Below are 21467 nucleotides of genomic sequence, written 5' to 3'. Positions count from 1 at the left end.
CATGCCGGACGATTCGTCGTACACATCCGGACAGCAGACGCCGAGGTCGCACGTGTCCCAGCACACGTCGTCGCACAGCACACCCATGCGCTCCGAGCACACTCCTGCCCAAGTGCCACTTCCCCCGCCGGCCGCGGCATCCGGAGGGTTCCCCGCCCTTCCCACTCCGGCGGCACCTGCACCGTTGCGGGTCGTCGTCGCCGATGACAACCCCGTAGTACGGGCCGGGCTCCAAGTACTGCTCTCCGGCCGCGAGGACATCGCGGTCGTCGCCGAGGCCGCCGACGGACGGCAGGCCTATGAGATGGCCCAGCAACACCGCCCGGACGTGGTTCTGCTCGATGTGCGGATGCCCGGCGTCGACGGGATCTCCGCGCTGCCTCACCTGGTGCGTATCGCGCCGGTGATGATGCTGACGTACAGCCGTGAGAGCGAGATCGTGCAGGAGGCGCTGCGCCTGGGGGCGGGGGGCTACCTGGTCCACGGGGAGTTCAGCGCGGACCAACTCGTCGACGCCGTGAAGGACATAAGGCAGGGCAGGGCTTACTTCACGGCCACCGCCGCCACCGCCCTGCTGGCCCATATGCGGGGCGAACCCGCGCCGGCGGAGCCGCATCCGTTACCGGAAGGGCTGGGGCAGGCGTTCACCACCGGTGCTCCGTACGGAGGGGGTCCGGGCGCTCCGCAGACACGCGATGGTGCGACTGCACACACTGAGGCGCCGCGAGTGGATCCGCACTGGAGTCCCAACTCCGGTCACCAGCCCGGCTCCTATGTATCAAACTCGTTGCAGTCGCTGCATGACTCTTCGCGTATGCAATCGAATGTGGGAGAGTCTTCGGAAGCGCGGCATGCAACGGGCCACGGCTCGACCCAACAGGCGGGATCCAGGCCGCAGTTCGGGCTGAGCTCAAGGGAGGCGGAGGTGATGGACCTGATCGCGTCGGGCATGACCAATCAGCAGATCGCTGCCACCTGCTTCATCAGCGAGAAGACGGTCAAGAACCACATCAACCGCATCTTCGCCAAGCTGCACAGCGCCAGCCGCAGTGAAGCCATCGCGGTATGGCTCGGCACCGCACGGGGATACGGCGGCGGCGGTGCGCCGAGGGGGGCGGTCGGCCATGGCTGACAGGGCCACGATGCGCGATGCGGGCCTTCGGACCCAGCTTCCGAACGTCCGGGCCCAGTCTTCCCTTTGGGCCTTGGATTGGGCCCTGGGACCCTCTGTCGGAGCCATCGGTCCGGCGTACGTTTCTCGTGTCGAAAGCGGCACCGGCCAGGAGGAAGCCGGTAACGCGGAAGGCGCTCAGGAGACATACGAACCGGCCGGTGTGCGGCCGGCCGGACCCGGAGGGGAACACCATGTCGAAGGACCTCGCGCTCAAGGCCGCCGTTGCGACGCAGCTTCGTGTGAGCGGCTGGAAGAACACAGCGATCGAGCGCATGAGCCGCAGGGCCGACAAGGGTCAGACCTCGGTCGAGTACATCGGCATGCTGGTGGCGGTCATCGCGATCATCGCAATCATCGTGACGATGAAGCAGGACATCGGCGAGACGATCGGCAAGAAGATCAAGACGGTTGTCGGCACGGCCGGCGGCTGACGCTTGCTGGAGTGACCCGCAGGCAACGCGAGGCAGGGCAGGCTTTCCCCATCTACATCACGGTGGTGGCGGGCCTGCTCTTCCTCGCGTTCGCGTATTTCGTGGTCGGCGTGTCCGCCGATCAGCGAAACGGTGCCCAGGGTGCTGCCGACGCCGCCGCGCTGGCCGCAGCCCGGGATGCCCGGGATCAGATCGTGGACGAGCTGCTCGGGCCGAAGCTGCCGGAGAACTGGGCGGAGCTCATCCTCGGCAGGGGATTCGAAACCGGCGCCGCGTGCGCCATCGCCGACGACTACGCGCAGAAGAACGACTCGGACAGTACCGGCTGCCATGGCTATTACGGGCAGTACTGGGGGTTCACCGTCGGGGTCGAAACGAAGAAAACCATCGGCGATTCGGTGATCCCGGGCACGGCGGACAAGAAGGGCGAGGCACAGGCCAGGGCCGTCGTCGTGCCCGAATGCTCGTTGAGTGGCGCGAAGCTCGACTGCGACGGCATGGCTTCGTTGATCGACCCGGACGACCTCGGTAGCGTGCCGGACCTGGCTGACCTCTTCACCGTTCGTCTGATCGACGCGAACTGACCGAGTGACAACTAGCAGAGGAATGCAGTGATGAGCATGCGGCAGATCTCACAGGCGCGCAGGGCGGCGGCGGCCGTCACCGCGGCGGTGGCGCTGATCTTCGCGCTGGCCGCGTGCGGCAGCGACGGTGACAGGCCCGACAAGGACTCCGACTCCGGCCAGTCGACCCCGGACAACGGAGGCGCCGTCGACCAGGGGGGCAAGGGGGATCCAGGCAGCGCCAAACCTCAGCCGGACAAGGTTATCGCCACCTTGAAGGGCGAAAAGGGGATCGAACTGGATATCGCCGCCGCCGTACGGGACTCGGGTGGCTTCGTCACCATCAATGGAAACCTCCGGAACACAACGGACCAGGACTTCCAGGACACCACGGACTGGCGTGGGTCCGAGTTGGAGATCGCTCAGGCTGTCGGAGGCGGTTCGCTTGCCGGGGCCACTTTCGTGGATTCCAAGGAGAAGAAGCGCTACTACGTTCTGCGAGACACTGAGAACCGCCCCCTCGTGACTACTCTCAGCAGTGTCGAGGCCAAGTCCACTGTCCCTGTGTTCATGCAGTTCCCCGCGCCGCCCGAGACCGTGAACCAGGTGACGTTCTCGCTACCTACTTTCCAGTCTGTGACGCTCCGGCTCGGAAGCGAGTGAGGGTATGCCAGTCCTTTCAGGATTCGTGCGCGGCAGGGCCGTGTTCATCGGCTCCATCGCCCTCGCTCTGACTGTTGTTGCCGTCCCGTCGGCAGGCGCCGACGACGGACCGCGCCCCAAGGCCACCTCCGTGTACAAGGGGAAGATCGACGTCAGCGACCCCGACCTCAAGATGGTCGACGGAGCGACGCTCGCTCCGGGCAAGGTTCTGGAGATCAAACAGGTCGTCGGCGATGAGGCGGGCGACCAGCAACGTGAGGATTCGAATTCCGAGGTCAAGTTCAGCCTGCAGGCCGAAGTCCTCTTCGGTAAGGACAGCGCCGAACTGAGCAGCGACGCCAACTCCCGTATCAAGGCGATCGCCGAGGAGATCAAGAAACAGAACGCCACGAAGGTCCGGGTGTTCGGCTTCACGGACGATCTGGGGTCGGCATCGCACGGAGATCTGCTCTCCAAGCAGCGGGCCGACGCGGTGCACGGGGTTCTCTCCAAGGAACTCGCCGCTGTAGGCATCACCTATGAGATCCGGGGATACGGCGAGCAGTTCCCGATCGCGGAGAACACCTCCGAGGAAAACCGCAGGAAGAACCGGCGCGTGGAGGTCTCCTTCCCGCGCGGCACGGCTTCGTAGTCTCCTGGTTCTGGATCACTTCTTGTAGGGTCTCAGATTTCTTGGCCAATTCTCAGAAGAGATGGCCAAGAGATGGCAGATATGCCGTAGTTCTGAGACTGCCAGGTCGCAAGGTTCACTCGTTTCGGTGGCCCGGACTTCGGTCCGGGCCACCCGGGCGGTGATCGCTGGCAGGCTGGCCGTCGCCGACCTGCTGGAGCGCTGGAACCTCGGTCTTGGCACCTCGATCGCCGAGCGGCGCATGGCCCTGCGACTGTCGCGGAAGCAGGTCGGTATCGAACTGCCGGAGAACGAGGCGGAGTCGGTCGCCTCACTGCCGTCCGTACGCAAGGCCTTGGGGCAGGAAGCGGGGCGGTCCGAGACGGCAGAAGCGGAGCCGGTCGTCGCCGAGACAGGGGATGACGACGACGCCGATCTGGAAGACCTGACTGACGAGGGCGACTTCTACGCGGATGCCCTGGAGGATGCGTGAGCCCTGTTGCCGGACTGCCGAACCTGGCAACTTGGCTCTGTCGAAGAAGGAGGACTTCAAGGCATTCGCCGACGCCCCCCGACGCGGCCGGCCCGAGTTATTGACGCGGGCCCAGCTCAGGGCGTTGAGCACGGAGGCGAGGGCAGAGTACGACCGCTTGCGGCGGATCTGGCATGCCAACCTCGGCCCGATCAAGACCCCGCAGCTGAACGAGCTCCACGAGGATCTGTGGGACATCGTCGACAGCAACCTGCAGGACGGTGACAAGGCCAAGGGTGCCGTGGCCGTCGACGCCTTTCCGGGCCTGGGCAAGACGACGTCGGTGCTGGCCTTCCTCCGCGAGTTCCACCGCAGAGAGATCGCCGAGAACGGTGAGTTCACCGCCCAGGGGCACGAGCGGTGGCCGGTCTGCCGCGTCGGGCTGACGGGCAGCGGCATCGAGGTGAGTAATCACCTCAAATGGATCGCCAACGAATTCCCCGTGACCCTGCTGATGATCGGAGTCGGACTCGTCGACAAGGGTCTGTTCAGCGAAGGCGAGGCGACAGGGGACGCGGCACTGGCCCAGACCGGCCGTCGCACCACTCGGCTGAGCTGGAATCCGTCAGTCCATCGATGTCGTCGCCCGGCACCTGGGCAAGGCCACCGCCGGCTTCATGGCCTCCCGCATGCTCAACCAGCTCCGGGAACACCGCCACTGGCCAAGCATCCAGACCGCGCTCACCAACATCGCGGAACACCTCGACGCGCAGCCGGCCCCGATCAACTACCAGCGACGACGACGCATCGACTCCACCCACCTACTGACCGACGACGAGTGGGCCGACATCGCCCGACAGCTCGGGACCGTCGCTGCTGCCAGACAAATCCACTGATGACCCAGCGGAAGGGAACTACAGTCCACGATGGGAGAGAGCGAGCATGATGACGCTGAACAAGACGGGATCCCGCCGGATCGCTGTCGACGGGATCACCTACCGTTGGCGGATTCGCAGAAAGCCCTCCTACATGCAAGGTCTCTGCTGGACACCCTTGGTTTACGCAGTTGAACTCGCCAGCTCCGACCGTCCGGGCGCGACGTTGGTGATCACGACTGGACAGGCGCACCCCGGTAACTGGTTGGGCATTGAGGCAGAGCCCGTTCGGCCGGCTCATGTTGCCGCGAGCATCAAGGAGGCGCTGGCTCAGGGCTGGAGACCGGCCGAGACCGGCTCTCCGTTCTTGCTCGACCAGGCTGCAGACTTCACACCAATGCCCTGAGCTGGAGGCATGCTGGTCAACCGACGAACGAATCACATGGGATCGTCCAGCCGCTGAAGAACCTGCCGAAACTCACCGTTGTCGAGCAGACCAACAATGACTTCGGCCATCGAGGTGATCCCAGCCTCTTTGACGATCAAGCCGTCCGAGCACCAGAAGTATCGGCCGTTCAACGCCTCGCCCCTGCTGAACCACCGGTCCATCAGCCGCTCGACCTCAGCGACGGTGAAGACTGTCGCGCTCCAGCAGGAACCGTCCGGCAGACGGACCTCCACATCGACGTTGCACACCTCGTCGAGCGCGCCGCAGGACACCAGGTCAGCGTGCTCTCCGGGAGTCTCAGAGCCGCACGGGTCCGGCCATTCCTGTGCGGGCCGGGAGGTCCTCATGGGCTTGCAGCGGCCGCACTGCCAGTTTGGTCAAGGTGCCAGGGGGAGTTCGGCCCATCGGGTGATCCCGTCGGGGTGGTGGGATATGCCGAGGCGCGTGGAAAGGGCGGCGATGATGCCGGTCCCGCGGCCGTGTTCTTGTTCGGCGGGTTGCGGGCTTTCGGGTGACCGGCGCGGCCGGGTTGGGGGCCCGGCGTCCGTGATCTCGATGCGGAGGGCCCGACGGCCGCCGCTCCCCGGCATCGACAGCCGCAGCACTGCTGGGGGCAGTGCGTGGACGATCGCGTTGGTGGCCAGCTCGGAGATCACCAGGAGGGCGTCGTCCGCCGTCGGGGTGGGCACGTGCCACTGGGTGAGGACGGTGCGTGCGCGTCGGCGTACGGCGGAGACGGCCTCAGCAATGTGCGGCAGCGCGCTGACATGCTCGGTTCGCCGGGGCGGGGCTACGTCGATGTCGGACGTGCTCATGGCCGGGATGCTCATCCTCGGCCACCTCCATTGGTTGTTGCTGCTCATGTCGGAAGACGGGGGTGGTTCCGCTGCGGGGGCGGCGGTCGGCTTATTCGGCGGTGGCGAGGATCGCGGCCAGCGCCGTGACGGCCTGTTCGGCGTCGGGGCCTTCGGCGCGGACGGTCACGGTGGTTCCGGCGGTGGCGCCCAGGCCCATCACGGCGAGGACGCCGGTGGGGTTGACCGTCCGTTCGGCGTACTCCAGCTGTATGGCACTGGTGAATCCGGCTGCGGTGCGGGCGAGTTGGCCTGCGGGGCGGGCGTGCAGGTTGGCGGGCAGTACGACGGCGGTCTCGTGCTTGGACGTGGTCGTGGTGGTCGTGGCGGTGGTGTCAGAGTTTGTGGACATGGCGGGCCTCCTTGGCGGCGTCGGCGACGGTCTTCAGGTCGGCGCCGGATGCGGCGGTGACGACTGCTGCGACGGCGCCTTCGACGAAGGGGGCGTCGACGATCAGCACGTCGGGACGGGGATGGTCTTCCAGGACGGTGCGGGCGGTCAGGACGGAGCTGCCGAGGTCGGGCAGGACGATGACGCCCCCGCCACGGTCGGCGTGCCGGATGGCGGCGAGGACGAGGTCGTAGCTGGTGCCGATGCGGCCGTCGTCGGTTCCGCCGGCGGTGGCGAGGGGGACTGTGTCGGAGCCGATCTGCTCCACCAGCAGGCGAAGGCCGGCGGCCAGCTCGGCGCTGTGGGACACGAGTACTATGCCGACAGGTGTTCTCATGAACAGCGACGCTACATCTCGGAATACTGTTCATCAATACTGAACGAGGGAGAAATCTTCGATGGTGCAGGCTGTGCAGCGGGCGGTGCAGATCCTGCGGGAGCTTGCGTCCACCGGGCCCCGGCTGGGTGTGACCGAGCTGGCCGACCGCCTGGGCGTGGCCAAGCCCACTGTGCATGCGCTGCTGCGCACCCTGGAGGCCGAGGGGCTGGTGACGCAGGACCGGGACAGCTCGAAGTATCAGCTCGGCCCGAATCTGGTGCAGCTGGGCAACGCCTACCTCGACACCCAGGAACTGCGGACCCGCTCGCTGACCTGGGCGGACCAGCTCGCGAACCGAACGAACGAGGCGGTGTGGGTGGCCGTGCTCACCGGTGACCACGTCCTGGTGGTGCACCATGCCTTCCGGCCGGAAGGGGCCGTGCAGATCCTCGAGGTGGGCGCCAGCATCCCGTGGAACACCTGCGCCCTGGGCAAGGCGATCGTGGCCTTCGTTCCGGCCGGCGGGCGGGACGGTCTGCTCGCGGGCGAGCCCGCGGTACTCACCGGCGCCAGCATCACCGACCCGCAGGAGTTGGCGGGCCAGCTGAAGGAGGTCCTCAGGACGGGGTACGCGATCGAGGACCAGGAGTCCGCCATCGGGGACGCGGGTATCGCATCACCTGTCTTCGACCGCTCCGGCGAAGTGGTCGGCGCCATCGGCATCGTCGGGCCTGTCGAGCGCCTGCTGGACGAATCGGCACGTCAGGAGCTTGCTGTCGCTGTCCGGGAGACCGCCCGCAACCTCTCCCGCGACCTGGGCGCCCCCCGGGGGGCCGCGCGCGCCACGATGACCTGACCTGCCCCCGCAGCCCGGCGCTGGCTGTCCTCCTTCCGCGCCCGCCCTCTGATCCAGGCCCCTCGGCACGCCGCCGTGGGGCCTTCTCCTTGTCCGCGGAGCGTCCATGGAACGTCCACGGAACGCGATGGCTGCCGAACCTCTTGACAGGTAGGAAACGTGGGCTTAATTTTCGGAACAACGTTCATCCATAGTGAACTGATTGCAGCCGGATGTTGAGTTCCCCGGCTTCCCCCTGGCCGGCCGCCAGGTTGTTCCCGACCCTGACCACCTGGCGGCCACCTCCCTTCATAGCCCGCTCCTTGCGGAGGAGGTGAGACGCCCAAGTCGCCGCTCGGCGCTGGGCGCCATCATGGAAGAAAACACTTACCCACAGAAGCTTCTCGCCGAGATGCTGGGCACCGCGGTGCTGGTGTTCATCGGCGTCGGTTCGGTCCCCGCCACGCTCATCGTGGGCGGCGACGCCCCGTTCACCATGGCGCAGCTGGGAATGATCTCGCTCGCCTTCGCCACCGCCGTCATCGCCATGGTGTACGCGATCGGCCACATATCCGGCTGCCAGATCAACCCGGCCATCACCCTGGCGCTCGCTGCCACGAAGAAGATGCCCTGGCGGGACGTTCCCGGCTACATCGCCGCCCAGGTGGCCGGGGCCGTGCTGGGGTCGCTTGCGATAGTCGGCGTGCTCGGAAGGAAGGCAGTCGATGTCGGCCTGGGTATCGCCGCCTACGGCACCGGTGTCGGTACCGGCCAGGCCTTCTTCGCCGAGGCGTTGGGCACGTTCCTGCTCGCCTTCGTCGTCTTCGGCGCCATCGACCGGCGCTCGGCCGGCGGCTTCGCGGGCCTGGCCATCGGCCTCGGTGTGTTCGCGATCATCATTCCGGTGGCGCCCGCCACCGGTGCATCCATCAACCCGGCCAGGACGCTCGGCCCGATGATCACCGGTGAGCTGTTCGGGGGCACGGTCCACTGGGACCAGCTGCCTGTCTATCTGGCCGCCGAGGTGCTCGGCGCGGTTGCTGCCGGCCTCCTCTATGTCGCTCTCAACTCCCACCGCAAGGCAGCCGCAGCCGAGAACCGGGTCGTCGAGCCCGCCGCTGCCGAAGGAGCCCTGTCATGAAGAAGCTCATCAACACACCCGAAGCGGTCCTGGACGAGGCGCTGGCCGGGATCGCCGCGGCGCACTCCGCGCTGGCGGTCGATGCGGAGAACAAGGTGATCGCCCGGGCGGGCGGCACCAAGCCGGGCAAGGTCGCCCTGATCTCCGGTGGCGGGTCCGGGCATGAGCCCCTGCACGGTGGTTTCGTGGGACGCGGCATGCTGGACGCCGCTTGTCCCGGGGAGGTGTTCACCTCGCCCGTTCCCGGTCAGATGCTGGCCGCGGCCCAGGCTGTCGACGGCGGCGCGGGCGTGGTGTTCATCGTGAAGAACTACACCGGTGACGTCCTGAACTTCCAGATGGCCGCCGAACTGGCCTCCGAGGAGGGCATCACGGTCGAGACCGTCCTGGTCGACGACGACGTCGCCGTCCAGGACTCCACCTGGACTGCCGGACGTCGCGGCACCGGGGCCACCGTCTTCGTCGAGAAGATCGCCGGAGCTCTCGCCGAGCAGGGCGCCGACCTCGCCGCCGTCGCGGAGATGGCCAAGCGGGTCAACGGCGCCTCCCGGTCCTTCGCCGTCGCGCTGTCCGCCTGTACCACCCCCGCCTCCGGCAAGCCCGGCTTCGACCTGCCCGAAGACGAGATCGAGGTCGGCGTCGGCATCCACGGCGAACCCGGACGCAGCAGGGAAAAGCACCGTCCCGTCAAGGACATCGTGGCCACCGCCCTCGACGCGATCCTCGCCGACCAGCCGCTGGCCGCCGGGGACGAGACCATCGTCATGGTCAACGGCCTGGGCGGCACCCCGCTCATCGAGCTGTACGTCGTCTTCAACGAAGTAGCCACCGCACTCGCGGACAAGGGCATCGTCATCGCCCGCAACCTGGTCGGCAACTACATAACCAGCCTGGACATGGCCGGTGTTTCCCTCACCCTGTGCAAGGCCGATGCCGACATGCTCTCCCTGTGGGACGCACCCGTGAACACCCCGGCCCTGCGCTGGGGCACCTGAGCCGAGTCGGGGGCGGGGCCGCGCGATACGCGAGGGCCGGGCCGGAGCCTTCCCGCGCCAGCTCCACCGGACCGCATCCCCCGCACGTCCGCCCCCGCCCCCGACTCACCCAACCGTCAGCCAGCAACACCCCAACCAGGAACGGAGACTCCGTGGACACCGACCTCGCCCGCACGTGGGTGCAGGCCATCGCCGCCGCGGTGGAGAAGCACAAGGACCACCTCACCCAGCTCGACTCGGCCATCGGCGATGCCGACCACGGCGTCAATATGCACCGCGGCTTCTCCGCCGCCACCACGGCACTCGCCGACTACGAGGCAGACACCCCCGGGTCAGTGCTGGCCAAGACGGGCAACACCCTGATCTCCAGCGTCGGGGGAGCCTCCGGACCGCTCTACGGCGGCGCCTTCCGCGCCATCGGCAAAGCCCTGGACACACCCACCGCCGACACACGGCAGTTCGCCGCCGCACTCGCCGCCGGCCTGGCGAGCGTCCAGAAGCTCGGCGCCGCCGCACCCGGCGACAAGACCATGATCGACGCCTACGCCCCCGCACTGGCCACCTTCCAGCAACAGGCCGACGCCGGAGCCGACTTCGCCGCCGCAGCCCTCGCGGCGGCGGACGCAGCCGAAAAGGGCATGCGCACGACCACGCCGATGCAGGCGCGCAAGGGCCGCGCCTCCTACCTCGGCGCCCGCAGCATCGGCCACCAGGACCCGGGCGCCACCTCCACCGCCCTCATCTTCCGCGCCCTCGCCGAGACGGTGGTGGCCCGGTGACCGACCGCCGCACCTACACCGGGCACACCGCCGCACCCGGTATAGCCCTGGGTTTCCTCCACCGCACCGACCGGCCACCCACCAGTTCGGTGCTCCCGCACCGCACCGGCGGCAACCCGGAGCAGCAGATCACCGACGCCTTCGACGCCGTCGCCGCCCGCCTGCTCGACCTGTCCACATCGCTGCGCGAACAGGGCAAGGACGAACAGGCCGACATCATGGAGGTCAACGGCTACATCGCGCAGGACCAGGACCTGCGCGAGCAGGCCGTCAAACGAGCGAACGACGGCGAGCCGGTACCCGTCGCCGTCCGGCAGGCCGTCGACACCTACGCGCGGACCATCGCCGCCCTGGACGACCCGACCCTTGCCGAACGCGCCGCGGACGTCCGCCAGGTCGGCCGCCGCGTCCTGGCCCACCTGCACGGCGACACCAGCCCTGCACCCGACCAGCCCCTCGTCCTGGTCGCTCACGAGATCGGCGCCGCCGACCTGCTGGAACCCGGCCGGACGGTGACAGCCGCCATTTCCGTGACCGGCGGCCCGAATTCCCACGCTGCGATCGTTGCCCGCTCGCTGGGCATACCCTTCCTGCTGGCCGTCGACCCCCAGCTGCTCGAGCTTCCGGACGGGCAGGAGATCCTGCTCGACGCCGACCGAGCCACCGCGGTCGCCCACCCCGACGACGACCAACGCACCAGGGCCCTGCGCGCAATGGAGACCGCCCGAACCCGCCGCCTCGCCCTCGCCCAAGAGCGCCACCTGCCCGCCGAGACACTCGACCACCATCGCGTTGTTCTGCGGGCCAACGTGGCCACCCCGGCCGAGGCCCGCGCGGCCCTGACCACGGGCGCCGAAGGTGTCGGCCTGCTCCGCACCGAGCTGCCCTTCCTCAACCATCCCGCCTGGCCCACCCGCAACCAGCACGCGGCCATCCTCGTCCCCGTCCTGCGCAACCTCGCCGGACAGGTCGTCACCGTCCGCACCCTCGACTTCGCCGACGACAAACTCCCGCCGTTCCTGTCCCGCCTCCAGGGCGCGCGGATCGGCCGCGGCCTCCCCCTCATGCTCGCCCAACCAGACGCCTTCGCCGACCAGTTCCGCAGCCTGCTCAGCGCCGGAGCCGACACCGACCTGCGCATCATGATCCCCATGGTCGCGAGCATCGACGAACTACGCGCCTGCCGCACCCTTCTCCAGGCCGCAGCCGCCGAAGCCGGCGTCCCGACGCCACCCTTGGGCATCATGGTGGAGCTTCCGGAAGCCGTCGCCGCAGCCGACGACCTCTCCCGCGAAGCCTCCTTCCTCTCCATCGGCAGCAACGACCTCACCTGCCAGATCCTGGGCCTGGACCGACGCGACCCCGCCGCCACCCCCGCCATGGCCGCTCACCCCGCCGTACTCGACGCCATCGCCCGGGTCGTCAAGGCTGCACACCGCCACAATCGTCAGGTCTCCGTCTGCGGCGACGCCGCAGCGCACCCCCTCGTCACCCCCCTCCTCATCGGACTCGGCTGCGACAGCCTCTCCGTCGCACCCGCCGCCCTCGACGAAGTACGCGCCCGCATCCGCCGGCTCCGCCACGACACCTGCACCTCTCTGGCCGCCATCGCCCTCACCCGCGAAACCCCCGAAGAGGTCTGGCGACTCGTCGAGCAGTGCTGCCAGCCGTCGCTGCCCTGACCCGAGCAGCGCACACGGCGCGATTTCCGCTGATGTTTCTTATCCAGTCGAGAAGGGGCCTCAACCGTGAAGAAGCTCATCAACTCGCCCGATGAGGTGCTTGCCGATGCCCTCGTCGGCGTGGCCGCCGCGCACCCCTCGCTGACGGTCAACACATCCGAGCGCTACATCGTCCGCGCGGGCGGGCCGAGGGCCGGGAAGGTCGGCCTCGTGTCCGGTGGCGGGTCCGGGCACGAGCCGCTGCACGGCGGGTTCGTCGGGTACGGAATGCTGGATGCGGCCTGTCCCGGTGAGGTGTTCACCTCTCCCGTGCCGGACCAGATCCTCGCCGCCACGCGGGCCGTTGACGGCGGGGCGGGGGTACTGCACATCGTGAAGAACTACACCGGCGACGTGCTGAACTTCCAGATGGCCGCCGAGTTGGCCGCCGACGACGGCGTGCGGGTGGAGGGCGTCGTCGTCAATGACGATGTCGCCGTGGAGAACAGCACGTGGACGGCGGGCCGACGGGGCACCGGGGCGACCGTGTTCGTGGAGAAGATCGCCGGTGCGGCCGCCGAGCTCGGCGCGGACCTGGGCACGACCGCAGCTTTGGGCCAGGAGGTCAACGACCGGACCCGTTCGTTCGGGGTGGCGCTCACGCCGTGCACCGTGCCCGCGTCGGGCAAACCCGGTTTCGAGCTGGGCGAGGACGAGATCGAGCTGGGCGTCGGCATCCACGGCGAACCCGGTCGCGCCCGCGGCAGGCTCGTCTCCGCCAAGGAGATCGTCGGTGTCGCGTTGGACGCCGTCCACGCCGACATGCCGCTCTCAGGCGAAGTACTCGTGATGGTCAACGGTCTGGGCGGCACCCCGCTGATCGAGCTGTACGTGGTGTATGCCGCGGTTGCCGAGTGGCTCGCCGGCCATGGTGTGTGGATCACCCGCAACCTGGTCGGCAACTACATCACCAGCCTGGACATGGCCGGTTGCACGATCACGGTGTGCCGGCTCACGCCACAGCTCACCCATCTGTGGGATGCCCCTGTCGAGACCCCCGCGCTGCGCTGGGGACGCTGAGCGGCCCCGGACACCGACCACGGACACACGAGGGAGAAGGACGAGAATGGACGCGAGCATGTTCCGGGCCTGGATCCATGAGGCCGCCCGACTGGTGACAGACAACGCCGATCATCTGACCGACCTAGACTCCGCTGTAGGCGACGCCGATCACGGCATCAACATGCGTCGTGGTCTGCAGGCGGCGGTGGCAATGCTGGACGAAACCGACCCATCCACCCCCGGTGCGGTGCTCGCCACCGTCGGCCGGGCATTGATCAGCAAGACCGGCGGCGCCTCGGGACCGCTGTACGGCACCGGGTTCCGGCAGGCCGCGAGTGTCCTCGGCGAGGATCCGGACGTGTCTGCGGCACAACTCGGGGCGGCGTTGGCGGCTGCCCTCGCCGGCATCCAGCGGATCGGCGCGGCGCTCGAGGGCGACAAGACGATGATCGACGCCCTCAGCCCGGCCGTGACCGCCTACGAGGCCGTCATCGCCGCCGGCGGCGACCTGACCAAGGCCACCCGCGCGGCGTACGACGCCGCCGTGCGGGGCCTGAAGCAGACCGCCGGAATGCAGGCCCGGAAGGGCCGCGCGAGCTATCTCGGCGCCCGCACCATCGGCCACGAGGACCCCGGCGCGGCGTCGACCGTACTCATTCTGTCTGCCCTCGCAACCGTCAGCTCGGCGGGCGAGCGGAAGAGCGAGCGGCCAGGCCCAGGGACGGCGTCATGAGGGTCGTGCCCAGCCGGCGGGCCGGCGCCGAGATGGGGCCCGGCACAGCCGTCGCGGCGTCGTGGCGGGTCGAGCGACCGCTACCCGCCGGTACCTGGTCTCGACCGCGTACCCCCGCTCGTACATGGCGATAAGGACGTGCCGTAGCGACTCGCTATGAGTCTTGGTCTTGTTGGTCAGGCGTTGGGCCGGCGCGGACAGTAACCCCTCTTGCATGTTCGGTTGGCCCACGGCGCCGAGGCGGCCTCGCCGCCGGCACGGCCGAACTCGCCGACGATGCCAGGCCCTACGGGTCAGCGGGCACAGACGACGGACGGCTGAGCCCCGGTGCTGAGCGGATCGCCACAGCGACCGCCGCCGACGAAGTGTTCGCGAACAGCTCCGAAACCGACGCGTAGTTCGCGTCCGCAGGCACCTGCCAGGGGACGCACGGGGCCATGGCCTCATTCATCGACGTCACGACAAGCGCACTCGCGCGATGAGCGGGGCGTCCGCGATGCGCGGGCGCCCCGCTGAATCGCGCACGTTCAATGGCGGGGAGAAGGTGCGAGGGCAAGTGCAAACACAACCTGCGGTGCATCGCCACGACACGGAACCGGTGCAGCCCCCCGGGGCGAGGGGCAACGGTTCCGACAACGGAAGTGCCGATCCGGGCCCCGGGCGTGCAGGTGGAGGGCCTCGCCCGCGCCGGGGCAACAACCAGGCGGCGTTCGCCCCGAGTAACTGGAGTGTGCGGACCCAACTGCTGGCTGTGGTGCTCATCCCGATCATCACCGTGCTGGTGCTCGGCGGTCTGCGGATTGGATCCGCAGTGCAGAACGCACAGGACATCAACAACGTCCGTCAGCTCGTCCGTATCGTCGACAAGGGCACGGGGCTGTTGGAGGAGCTGGAGGACGAACGCGATCTCACCGCGCTCTACGTTGCGGCCGGGCGCACGGGCGACACGAGCCGACTGGACACTCAGCGCTCCAAGGTAGACGCGGCACTCGCCCGGGTCCGTGCCGAGGCCGTCCATGTCCGCCGCGGGACGAACTCCGTTCCGGCTACCCGGCTCGCGGTGCTCGACGCCGCTGGCGGGAAGGTGGCATCACTGCGCCACACGGTAGCCCACTCGAAAATGCGCTGGCTGTCCGTGGTCAACGCATACACGGCGTTGATCGCCGAGCTCACCGACGCCCTTGACCTTCTCACGCCGGACATCGCCCACCAGGCCCTTGCCGCGAGGGCCGGTGCGCTCGAGACCTTCACACAGGCCATGGAGGTAGCCTCCCAGCAACGCGCCCTGCTCGGCGGGGCGCTGACCGAGGGACACCTCGATTCGAACGAGGCCCAGGTCCTGACCCTCGCCAGCCGACAGCAACAGGCGTTGATCGGCGAGTTCCAGTCCGGTGCGCCGCTGGCGCAGCGTCAGTTCTACGATCGCACCGTCAGCGGAAGGGACGTCGACAGGGCTGAGATGCTCCAGAAGCAGGCGCTCACCCGGCAGGGCACCAGCCGCCTCCGCCTCGACGCCGGCGAGTGGTTCGACACCATGACGCGCAAGCTAGAGCTGATGCGTCTGGTCGAGAAGCGGCTCGTCGGATCGGTCGAAGATGAGAGCTCGCGCGAGCAGCACCAGGCCGAGCGCTCAGTGTTCATCGCCTCGCTCGTCGTGCTGTTGATCCTCCTGCTCACGCTGAGTGTGACGCACGTCGTCGTGCAGTCGATTGTTGGCCCGCTGCACACCCTGCGCGCCTCCGCGCTCGATATCACGGAACGTCGCCTGCCGGAGGTGGTCCGGCTGCTGCGGGGCTCCAGCGACGCGCAATTGGAGGCCATCAAGGTCGAGCCCACGGGCATCAACTCGACCGAAGAGATCGGCGGTGTCGCCCGCGCGTTCGACGACGTCCATCGCGACTCCGTACGGCTGGCGTTCGAGCAAGCTCAGCTGCGAGGCCGCATCAACGCGATGTTCGTCAACCTCTCGCGGCGCAGCCAGAGCCTCGTGGAACGGCAGCTGGAGCTGATCGACCATCTGGAGAACGGAGAGCAGGACCCCGACCTGCTCGCCAGCCTCTTCACACTCGACCACCTGGCCACCCGCATGCGCCGCAACGGGGAGAACCTACTCGTCCTCGCGGGCGAGGAGGCGGGCCGCCGCTGGAGCGCCCCGGTCCGGCTCGTGGATGTCCTTAGGGCTGCCATCAGTGAGGTCGAGCAGTACCAACGTGTGCAGCTACGCGGACTGGTAACTGCGGACGTCGACGGCCGGGCAGTGAACGACATCGTTCACCTCATCGCGGAGCTGCTGGAGAACGCGACCACGTTCTCCTCGCCGGACACCGAGGTGCTCGTCACGAGCCGGCTGCTGTCCGGCGGCGGCGCGAAAGTCGAAATCCAGGACACCGGCATCGGCATGACTGCAAAGGACCTTGAGGAGGCCAACGAGAAGCTCCTGAACCCGCCAGTCGTCGACGTGTCGGTGGCGCGACGTATGGGGATGTTCGTCATCGGCCAGCTCTCCGGCCGCCACGGCATCCGCGTCCAGCTCCGCAGGCCATCCCCCCGAGGCATCACAGCAGTGGTCATGTTGCCCCAGAATCTGGTCCGGGAACACGGAGATCACATGGACCCTCCCGGGCTGTCAGCCAGGTACAACGCGGAAGGGCGCCTCACCGGCTGGCGCAACTACGGCACGACCGAGCAACTCGACGAGAGCACACTGGCCAAACGCGCGTTCCGGACACGCCGTCATGGCGCCCGCTTGGCCAGCAAGGAGTAAGCGCTATCGCGACCCTCGCCCAGCCATGGGGAGCTCAGAAACCCGGACGGCGTGCGAGACCCCCACTGCTCGCTGGCTGGTACGACCCGCATACCGCGCCGATCGGATACCGGAGGACACCTCGCATGCCCCTTGAACGCCCCATCGCCTCGCCGATTTCACCCTTCGGCCTCGGCCTGGCCGCCGTCGGCCGTCCCGGCTACATCAACCTGGGGCGGAAGGCGGACCTGCCCGCCGAACGCTCAGTCGACGCGCTGCGAGCACACGCCCACCGGCTGCTGGACGCGGCCTACGAGCGGGGCGTGCGGTACGTTGACGCCGCCCGCTCCTACGGCATGGCCGAGGAGTTCCTCGCCACCTGGCTGGAGGGGCGTCCCGATGCGCAGGACGTGGTGATCGGCAGCAAGTGGGGTTACACCTACACCGCAGGCTGGCACACCGACGCCGACGTGCACGAGGTCAAGGACCACAGCGCCGCCACATACGACCGGCAGCTCGCGGAGACACGCGCGCTGCTGGGCACCCGGCTCAACCTCTACCAGATCCACTCCGTCACCCCCGACAGCCCGGCGCTGACCGATCCCGCGCTGCACGAGCGGCTGGCGGCGCTCGGCGCCGAGGGTGTGACGATCGGGCTGTCCACCAGCGGACCGGCCCAGGCGGACGCCATCCGCGCGGCGCTCGAGATCACGGTGGGGGGCGAGGCGCTGTTCGGCAGCGTGCAGGCCACCTACAACCTCATGGAACCGTCCGTGGGCCCGGCGCTCGCCATGGCACACGCCACCGGGCGAAGAGTGATCGTCAAAGAGGCCATGGCCAATGGCCGCCTGGCCGATCGGCACGCCATGTGGCCGGACACCACCGCTCTGCGGAAGATCGCACGCGAGGCGGGCGCGTCGTGCGACGCCCTGGCCCTGGCAGCGGTCGCCGCGCGACCCTGGGCGGATATCGTCCTGTCCGGAGCGGCCACGGTCGAGCAACTCACCAGCAATCTCACGGCGGCGGACCTGCACCTCAATCTCGATCAGCTCGAACAGCTGGCCGGGCTGGCTGAGCCCGCCGAAGCCTACTGGGCGCAGAGAGCGCGGCTGGCCTGGGCGTAAGAGGCCCGGGCCGGAAACCCACGATTCCCCTCGAACGCTCACATCTTGAGAGCTGCCGCATCCGCACAGATCAACCACACCCCAGCAACTGGCTCGGCAGGCAAGCCGTGCCGTTCTACCCGCTGCCGTCGCGAACCACATCCGCATCGCGCTGACCCGGGGATGGAGTTCGACGCACCCTGGTTCGGCGTTCGAGCTGGACGTCTCTGCGAGCTTTGCTTCCAGCCCTTGAACGGTCTCAAACAACCAAGGTCAGCGGCTATCGGCCCGCGCCCCGAACCGAGGAAATGCCAACGCCCTGAGACGGGGTGGCTCGGCAGCCCGATCGCCGACCGTGAGACAGCGCAGGTCAGAGCGATGCCGAGTGCCACGAGGTGCGAGGCCCTACAACTTCTCTGATGTGAGCGCGCAGTGGGCCCCGTCGCAGTCTCCCTGCGGCGGGGCCCACTGCTTGTGCCCGCACAAGGTGAGCCCGACTTTGGGTCCTGGGGCCCACGACTGCACACGCACCCGGCCCTAGCGTCGTGTGCATGTCGCGTATGGGGGTTGTGCGTCAGCTTCGCCGGTGGGTGCGTAGGTTATTGCCGCGCACGGATGCCCGGGCATTGGGGCTGCGGAAGTCGCAGTCGGGGCAGACCGCGGTGGAGTACATCGGTCTGGTCGTAGTGGTGATCGCGATCATCGGTGCGCTGGTGGCGACCGGCGGTGTGCCCGAGGTGGGAAAGGCCCTCGGGAACAAGATCTGCCAGGCGGTCGGCGGTAGTTGTGGTGTCGACGGCGGGGAAGACCCGCAGGCACAGGGCGACCAGGACGATCCCGACCCGGGCGATCGCGGAGATGGCCGGCCCGCTTCCGACGACGACGGCGACACTCAGAAGACACAGACCCAGCTCGACTACGACAAGGCGCTGAAAGAGCTCCAGGACGCCCAGAGCGCGGAGAAGTCCGACCAGGACAAGGCGATCGAGGCCGCGAAGGAGCTCGCGAAGATCCTCGCCGAGGAACTCGGCATCACCGACGCCCTCGACTGCATCACCAAAGGCGACATGGGCGCCTGTACCGAGACGCTCATCAATGTGCTCCTCAGCCTTATCGGCGGCGCGGTCGGGAAACTCGCCGCGAAGTACGGCGCGCCATGGAAATGGAAGAAGGCCGTCGGGCTCGTCAGGAAGCTCAAGAAGCACGGCGGAGACCTGTACGACGGGCTGAAGGGGCTCATCAAGAACCGCAAACGCGTGAGCGACGCCGAGAAGAAGCTCGCCGACGCGAAGAAGAAGCTCGACGTCGAGAAAAAGAAACCCAAGGACGGCGAGAAGAAGCCGGACGACAAGCCGAAGACGTGCCCACGGCACAGCTTCCCGCCCGGTACGCCCGTGCTGCTCGCCGATGGGCGTCGCATGCCCATCGAGAAGGTACGCATCGGCGACCGGGTCGAGGCCACCGACCCGTACACCGGGAAGACCGCGACGCGCCTCGTGACGAACACCATCACCACCTACGACGACAAGGAGTTCACCCGGCTCACCGTGCGTACGAAGTCCGGTACCGCAGTGGTCGAGGCGACCGACACCCACCCCTTCTGGCTTACCGGGCAGCGGCGCTGGGCGGACGCCGGCGACATCAGGGCCGGAGACGGGCTGCGCGCGCTGGACGGCACGGACCTGAAGGTGCTCACCACGCGTCGCTACACCGAGCGCCGGACGACCCATGACCTGACCGTCGCTCAGACACACACCTATTACGTGCTCGCCGGGCGGACGCCCGTTCTGGTGCACAACGAGGACCCGACCGGCTGCGGTCCGCTCGACGGTGAGCGCGAGTACGACGTGTACGATCCGAAGACCAAAAACAGGATTACCGATATCGACCACATCGATGGTGGAGTCCTGTGGGAAGAGAAGAGCGCACTCTTCGGTGACGAGTCGTGGCTCACCAAACAGGTGAACGGAAAGCTTGCGAAGTATCTGGAAGCCCGTAAGCATATGGAGGGGTACGAACAGGCCCCCATTGGATTCAGGTTCACGAATCCCAAGGTCGACCCTCGATTCCGTGCCGCACTCGAGCAGCGCATTCAGAAGCTCAGGGACGAGAATCCCGGGCTGGACATCAGGCTGGAGTTCACGGAATGAGCTACTACTTCGAAATCTCCGGTGAAACCGTCTGGGATCCGGCCCTGCGCATCGCGAAGTGGTACCTCGCTCTCGCCGAGAGCACGGCGGAGCTGATGCAGGTGCCGACCGGTCTCACGCCGTCCGAGCAGGACACGTGCGAGATCGACCCGAGGGCGTTCCAGGGCTTCGTCGAGGGCCTGCACGAGGTCTACTTCTCGACCCGTCACCCCGTCCAACACGGCCTGATCAAGGGCCTGTTGCTTGCCTCGCTGGTGGTGCTGGAGCGCACGGGTACCGTCATCCGGCCGAAGACCGAGGCGGAGAAGCCGCTGTGGGAGGAGAAGCAGGCGCTGGCGCGGTCGATGTAAGCGGCCCGCAGGTCTGAAACAGTTGCCGGAGCCGTCCCGTGGGGGGAAGGGCTGACCGTCCTCTGGAAGGGAGTTGAGGGTGAGAGTGCCCTTCGGGAAACGGCTGCGGGCCGAATTGGGTGCGCCGCGCAGGGCCCGGCTGCTCGACAGCAGCCCGCGTTCCGCCGTCTGGCAGGTCGAGCTGGGCGACGGTACGCCTGCCGTCGTGAAGCAGCTGGTGGCCGGCGCGGAGGCCGATGAGCGGTACGGGCGGGAGGTGGCCGCGCTGCGGCTGGCCGCGCGGGTCCGGCCGGCCGTTGTGCCGCGGGTGCTCGGCGTGGACGCCGACGAGCGGGTGGTCGTCCTGGAGTACGTGGAGAACGGGCGGGCGCGCCAGGGGTGGGAGGTCGAGTACGGGGCTGGGCTCGCCCGCCTGCATGCGGCGGCGAGCGGGAGCGAGGGCGGGGAGGGGTTGCCGGCTTGGGTCGGGCCCGATACGAGGGATGTCGGCTCGTTTCTCGGCTTCGCACAGGCGCTCGGTGCCGGGGTTCCGGACGGTGTCGAGGACGAACTTCACCAACTGCTGCCAAGACTGGGCAAGTTGAACGGACCGCGTGCGCTGCTGCACGGAGATCCGTGCCCCGGCAATGATCTGCACACCCCAGACGGCATACGCTTCATCGACTTCGAGCAGGCCTGCCTCGGCAATGGCCTCATGGAACTCGCCTATCTCCGCATCGGCTTCCCCACCTGCTGGTGTGTGACCGCCGCTCCCGAACCGCTGCTGGCCGAAGCCGAGGCGGCGTACCGCACCACCTGGCGGGCGGCGACCGGTGCGGAAGTCGAGGGCGAGCTCGTCGATGCCTGCGCGGGGTGGCTGATCCGGGGCGACGCGCTGGTCCAGCGCGCGCACCGGGGGACTGTCGACCAGCTGGCCCGGGTTCTGGACGAGGACTGGGAGTGGGGGACGGTGAGCGCGCGGGAGCGGTTGCTGCACCGGCTCGGGGTCGTGGCGCGGATGGCCGACGGGAGCGAATCCCTGGGCGTACTCGGCCGGCTCAGCGCCGATGTCCGGCGGCGCATGCTCGAACGCTGGCCTGCGCTGAAAGCGGCGCCGGAACGACGGCCGTAGAGAC

Annotated in this window: 24 protein-coding genes; 20 read left to right on the top strand and 4 right to left on the bottom strand. The window is 68.2% G+C overall.

Features of this window, described 5'->3' with window-relative positions; genetic code table 11:
- Window position 1 precedes the first annotated feature (1 nt).
- The 8 genes from AB0D12_RS27100 to AB0D12_RS27065 all read left to right on the top strand — a co-directional run bounded on the left by AB0D12_RS27100 (window position 2) and on the right by AB0D12_RS27065 (window position 5194).
- On the top strand, window positions 2-1132 hold the full coding sequence (locus tag AB0D12_RS27100; protein WP_362687962.1) for a response regulator transcription factor: 1131 nt from the start codon (window positions 2-4) through the stop codon (window positions 1130-1132).
- A gap of 233 nt (window positions 1133-1365) precedes the next feature.
- The gene (locus tag AB0D12_RS27095) at window positions 1366-1605 is read left to right on the top strand and encodes a hypothetical protein (protein WP_362687959.1); all 240 of its coding nucleotides are present in this window, start codon (window positions 1366-1368) and stop codon (window positions 1603-1605) included.
- Window positions 1606-1616: 11 nt separating this feature from the next.
- Window positions 1617-2189, top strand: a complete 573-nt coding sequence (locus tag AB0D12_RS27090; protein ID WP_362687956.1) for a pilus assembly protein TadG-related protein — start codon at window positions 1617-1619, stop codon at window positions 2187-2189.
- 36 nt (window positions 2190-2225) lie between these two features.
- Window positions 2226-2831, top strand: a complete 606-nt coding sequence (locus AB0D12_RS27085; protein WP_362687953.1) for a hypothetical protein — start codon at window positions 2226-2228, stop codon at window positions 2829-2831.
- 25 nt (window positions 2832-2856) lie between these two features.
- Window positions 2857-3462, top strand: a complete 606-nt coding sequence (locus AB0D12_RS27080) for an OmpA family protein (RefSeq protein ID WP_362687950.1) — start codon at window positions 2857-2859, stop codon at window positions 3460-3462.
- 127 nt (window positions 3463-3589) lie between these two features.
- Entirely contained in the window at window positions 3590-3934 is a 345-nt protein-coding gene (locus AB0D12_RS27075) for a hypothetical protein (RefSeq protein ID WP_362687947.1), read from the top strand.
- A gap of 656 nt (window positions 3935-4590) precedes the next feature.
- Window positions 4591-4809: a hypothetical protein gene (locus AB0D12_RS27070; protein WP_362687944.1), complete on the top strand. Its 219-nt coding sequence runs from the start codon at window positions 4591-4593 to the stop codon at window positions 4807-4809.
- Between the two features lie 49 nt (window positions 4810-4858).
- On the top strand, window positions 4859-5194 hold the full coding sequence (locus tag AB0D12_RS27065; RefSeq protein WP_362688228.1) for a hypothetical protein: 336 nt from the start codon (window positions 4859-4861) through the stop codon (window positions 5192-5194).
- A 32-nt stretch (window positions 5195-5226) separates the two neighbouring features.
- Here the strand turns inward: AB0D12_RS27065 and AB0D12_RS27060 are convergent, their stop codons facing one another.
- From AB0D12_RS27060 to dhaM, 4 genes are all read right to left on the bottom strand, one after another.
- The gene (locus AB0D12_RS27060) at window positions 5227-5511 is read right to left on the bottom strand and encodes a hypothetical protein (RefSeq protein WP_362688225.1); all 285 of its coding nucleotides are present in this window, start codon (window positions 5509-5511) and stop codon (window positions 5227-5229) included.
- 102 nt (window positions 5512-5613) lie between these two features.
- Window positions 5614-6051 (bottom strand): ATP-binding protein, encoded by a 438-nt coding sequence (locus AB0D12_RS27055; protein ID WP_362687941.1) that lies wholly within the window; start codon window positions 6049-6051, stop codon window positions 5614-5616.
- A 91-nt stretch (window positions 6052-6142) separates the two neighbouring features.
- On the bottom strand, window positions 6143-6442 hold the full coding sequence (locus AB0D12_RS27050) for an HPr family phosphocarrier protein (RefSeq protein ID WP_362687938.1): 300 nt from the start codon (window positions 6440-6442) through the stop codon (window positions 6143-6145).
- Window positions 6426-6818, bottom strand: coding sequence for a dihydroxyacetone kinase phosphoryl donor subunit DhaM (gene dhaM, locus AB0D12_RS27045; protein WP_362687935.1), 393 nt, complete (start codon window positions 6816-6818; stop codon window positions 6426-6428). The genes AB0D12_RS27050 and dhaM overlap by 17 nt, the downstream gene beginning before the upstream one ends.
- Window positions 6819-6879: 61 nt before the next feature.
- Here dhaM and AB0D12_RS27040 point away from each other — a divergent pair, with 61 nt between their 5' ends.
- The 12 genes from AB0D12_RS27040 to AB0D12_RS26985 all read left to right on the top strand — a co-directional run bounded on the left by AB0D12_RS27040 (window position 6880) and on the right by AB0D12_RS26985 (window position 21463).
- Window positions 6880-7656 (top strand): IclR family transcriptional regulator, encoded by a 777-nt coding sequence (locus tag AB0D12_RS27040; RefSeq protein WP_362687932.1) that lies wholly within the window; start codon window positions 6880-6882, stop codon window positions 7654-7656.
- A 352-nt stretch (window positions 7657-8008) separates the two neighbouring features.
- The gene (locus AB0D12_RS27035) at window positions 8009-8776 is read left to right on the top strand and encodes an aquaporin (protein ID WP_362687929.1); all 768 of its coding nucleotides are present in this window, start codon (window positions 8009-8011) and stop codon (window positions 8774-8776) included.
- A complete protein-coding gene (gene dhaK, locus AB0D12_RS27030; protein ID WP_362687926.1) occupies window positions 8773-9771 on the top strand; it encodes a dihydroxyacetone kinase subunit DhaK in 999 nt (332 codons plus the stop codon). The genes AB0D12_RS27035 and dhaK (AB0D12_RS27030) overlap by 4 nt, the downstream gene beginning before the upstream one ends.
- Window positions 9772-9923: 152 nt before the next feature.
- Window positions 9924-10550: a dihydroxyacetone kinase subunit DhaL gene (dhaL, locus tag AB0D12_RS27025; protein ID WP_362687923.1), complete on the top strand. Its 627-nt coding sequence runs from the start codon at window positions 9924-9926 to the stop codon at window positions 10548-10550.
- Window positions 10547-12232, top strand: coding sequence for a putative PEP-binding protein (locus AB0D12_RS27020; RefSeq protein WP_362687920.1), 1686 nt, complete (start codon window positions 10547-10549; stop codon window positions 12230-12232). The genes dhaL (AB0D12_RS27025) and AB0D12_RS27020 overlap by 4 nt, the downstream gene beginning before the upstream one ends.
- A 66-nt stretch (window positions 12233-12298) precedes the next feature.
- A complete protein-coding gene (gene dhaK, locus AB0D12_RS27015; protein ID WP_362687917.1) occupies window positions 12299-13291 on the top strand; it encodes a dihydroxyacetone kinase subunit DhaK in 993 nt (330 codons plus the stop codon).
- Between the two features lie 46 nt (window positions 13292-13337).
- Window positions 13338-14006, top strand: a complete 669-nt coding sequence (gene dhaL, locus AB0D12_RS27010) for a dihydroxyacetone kinase subunit DhaL (RefSeq protein WP_362687914.1) — start codon at window positions 13338-13340, stop codon at window positions 14004-14006.
- A 730-nt stretch (window positions 14007-14736) separates the two neighbouring features.
- Window positions 14737-16770 carry a nitrate- and nitrite sensing domain-containing protein gene (locus AB0D12_RS27005; RefSeq protein WP_362687911.1) on the top strand — a complete coding sequence of 678 codons (2034 nt, stop codon included), beginning with the start codon at window positions 14737-14739 and terminating at the stop codon, window positions 16768-16770.
- 125 nt (window positions 16771-16895) lie between these two features.
- Window positions 16896-17873 (top strand): aldo/keto reductase, encoded by a 978-nt coding sequence (locus AB0D12_RS27000; protein ID WP_362687908.1) that lies wholly within the window; start codon window positions 16896-16898, stop codon window positions 17871-17873.
- Between the two features lie 605 nt (window positions 17874-18478).
- Window positions 18479-20002 (top strand): polymorphic toxin-type HINT domain-containing protein, encoded by a 1524-nt coding sequence (locus tag AB0D12_RS26995; protein WP_362687906.1) that lies wholly within the window; start codon window positions 18479-18481, stop codon window positions 20000-20002.
- Window positions 19999-20352 carry a DUF6086 family protein gene (locus AB0D12_RS26990; protein ID WP_362687903.1) on the top strand — a complete coding sequence of 118 codons (354 nt, stop codon included), beginning with the start codon at window positions 19999-20001 and terminating at the stop codon, window positions 20350-20352. Before AB0D12_RS26995 ends, AB0D12_RS26990 begins: the two co-directional genes overlap by 4 nt.
- Before the next feature lie 73 nt (window positions 20353-20425).
- Window positions 20426-21463 (top strand): aminoglycoside phosphotransferase family protein, encoded by a 1038-nt coding sequence (locus AB0D12_RS26985; RefSeq protein ID WP_362687900.1) that lies wholly within the window; start codon window positions 20426-20428, stop codon window positions 21461-21463.
- Window positions 21464-21467: the final 4 nt, after the last annotated feature.

Origin of the sequence: Streptomyces sp. NPDC048479 (assembly GCF_040651435.1) — a bacterium.
Classification (GTDB): domain Bacteria; phylum Actinomycetota; class Actinomycetes; order Streptomycetales; family Streptomycetaceae; genus Streptomyces.
Note: the sequence above shows the minus strand (reverse complement) of the source record. Positions and strands in the feature narration are given on the sequence as shown.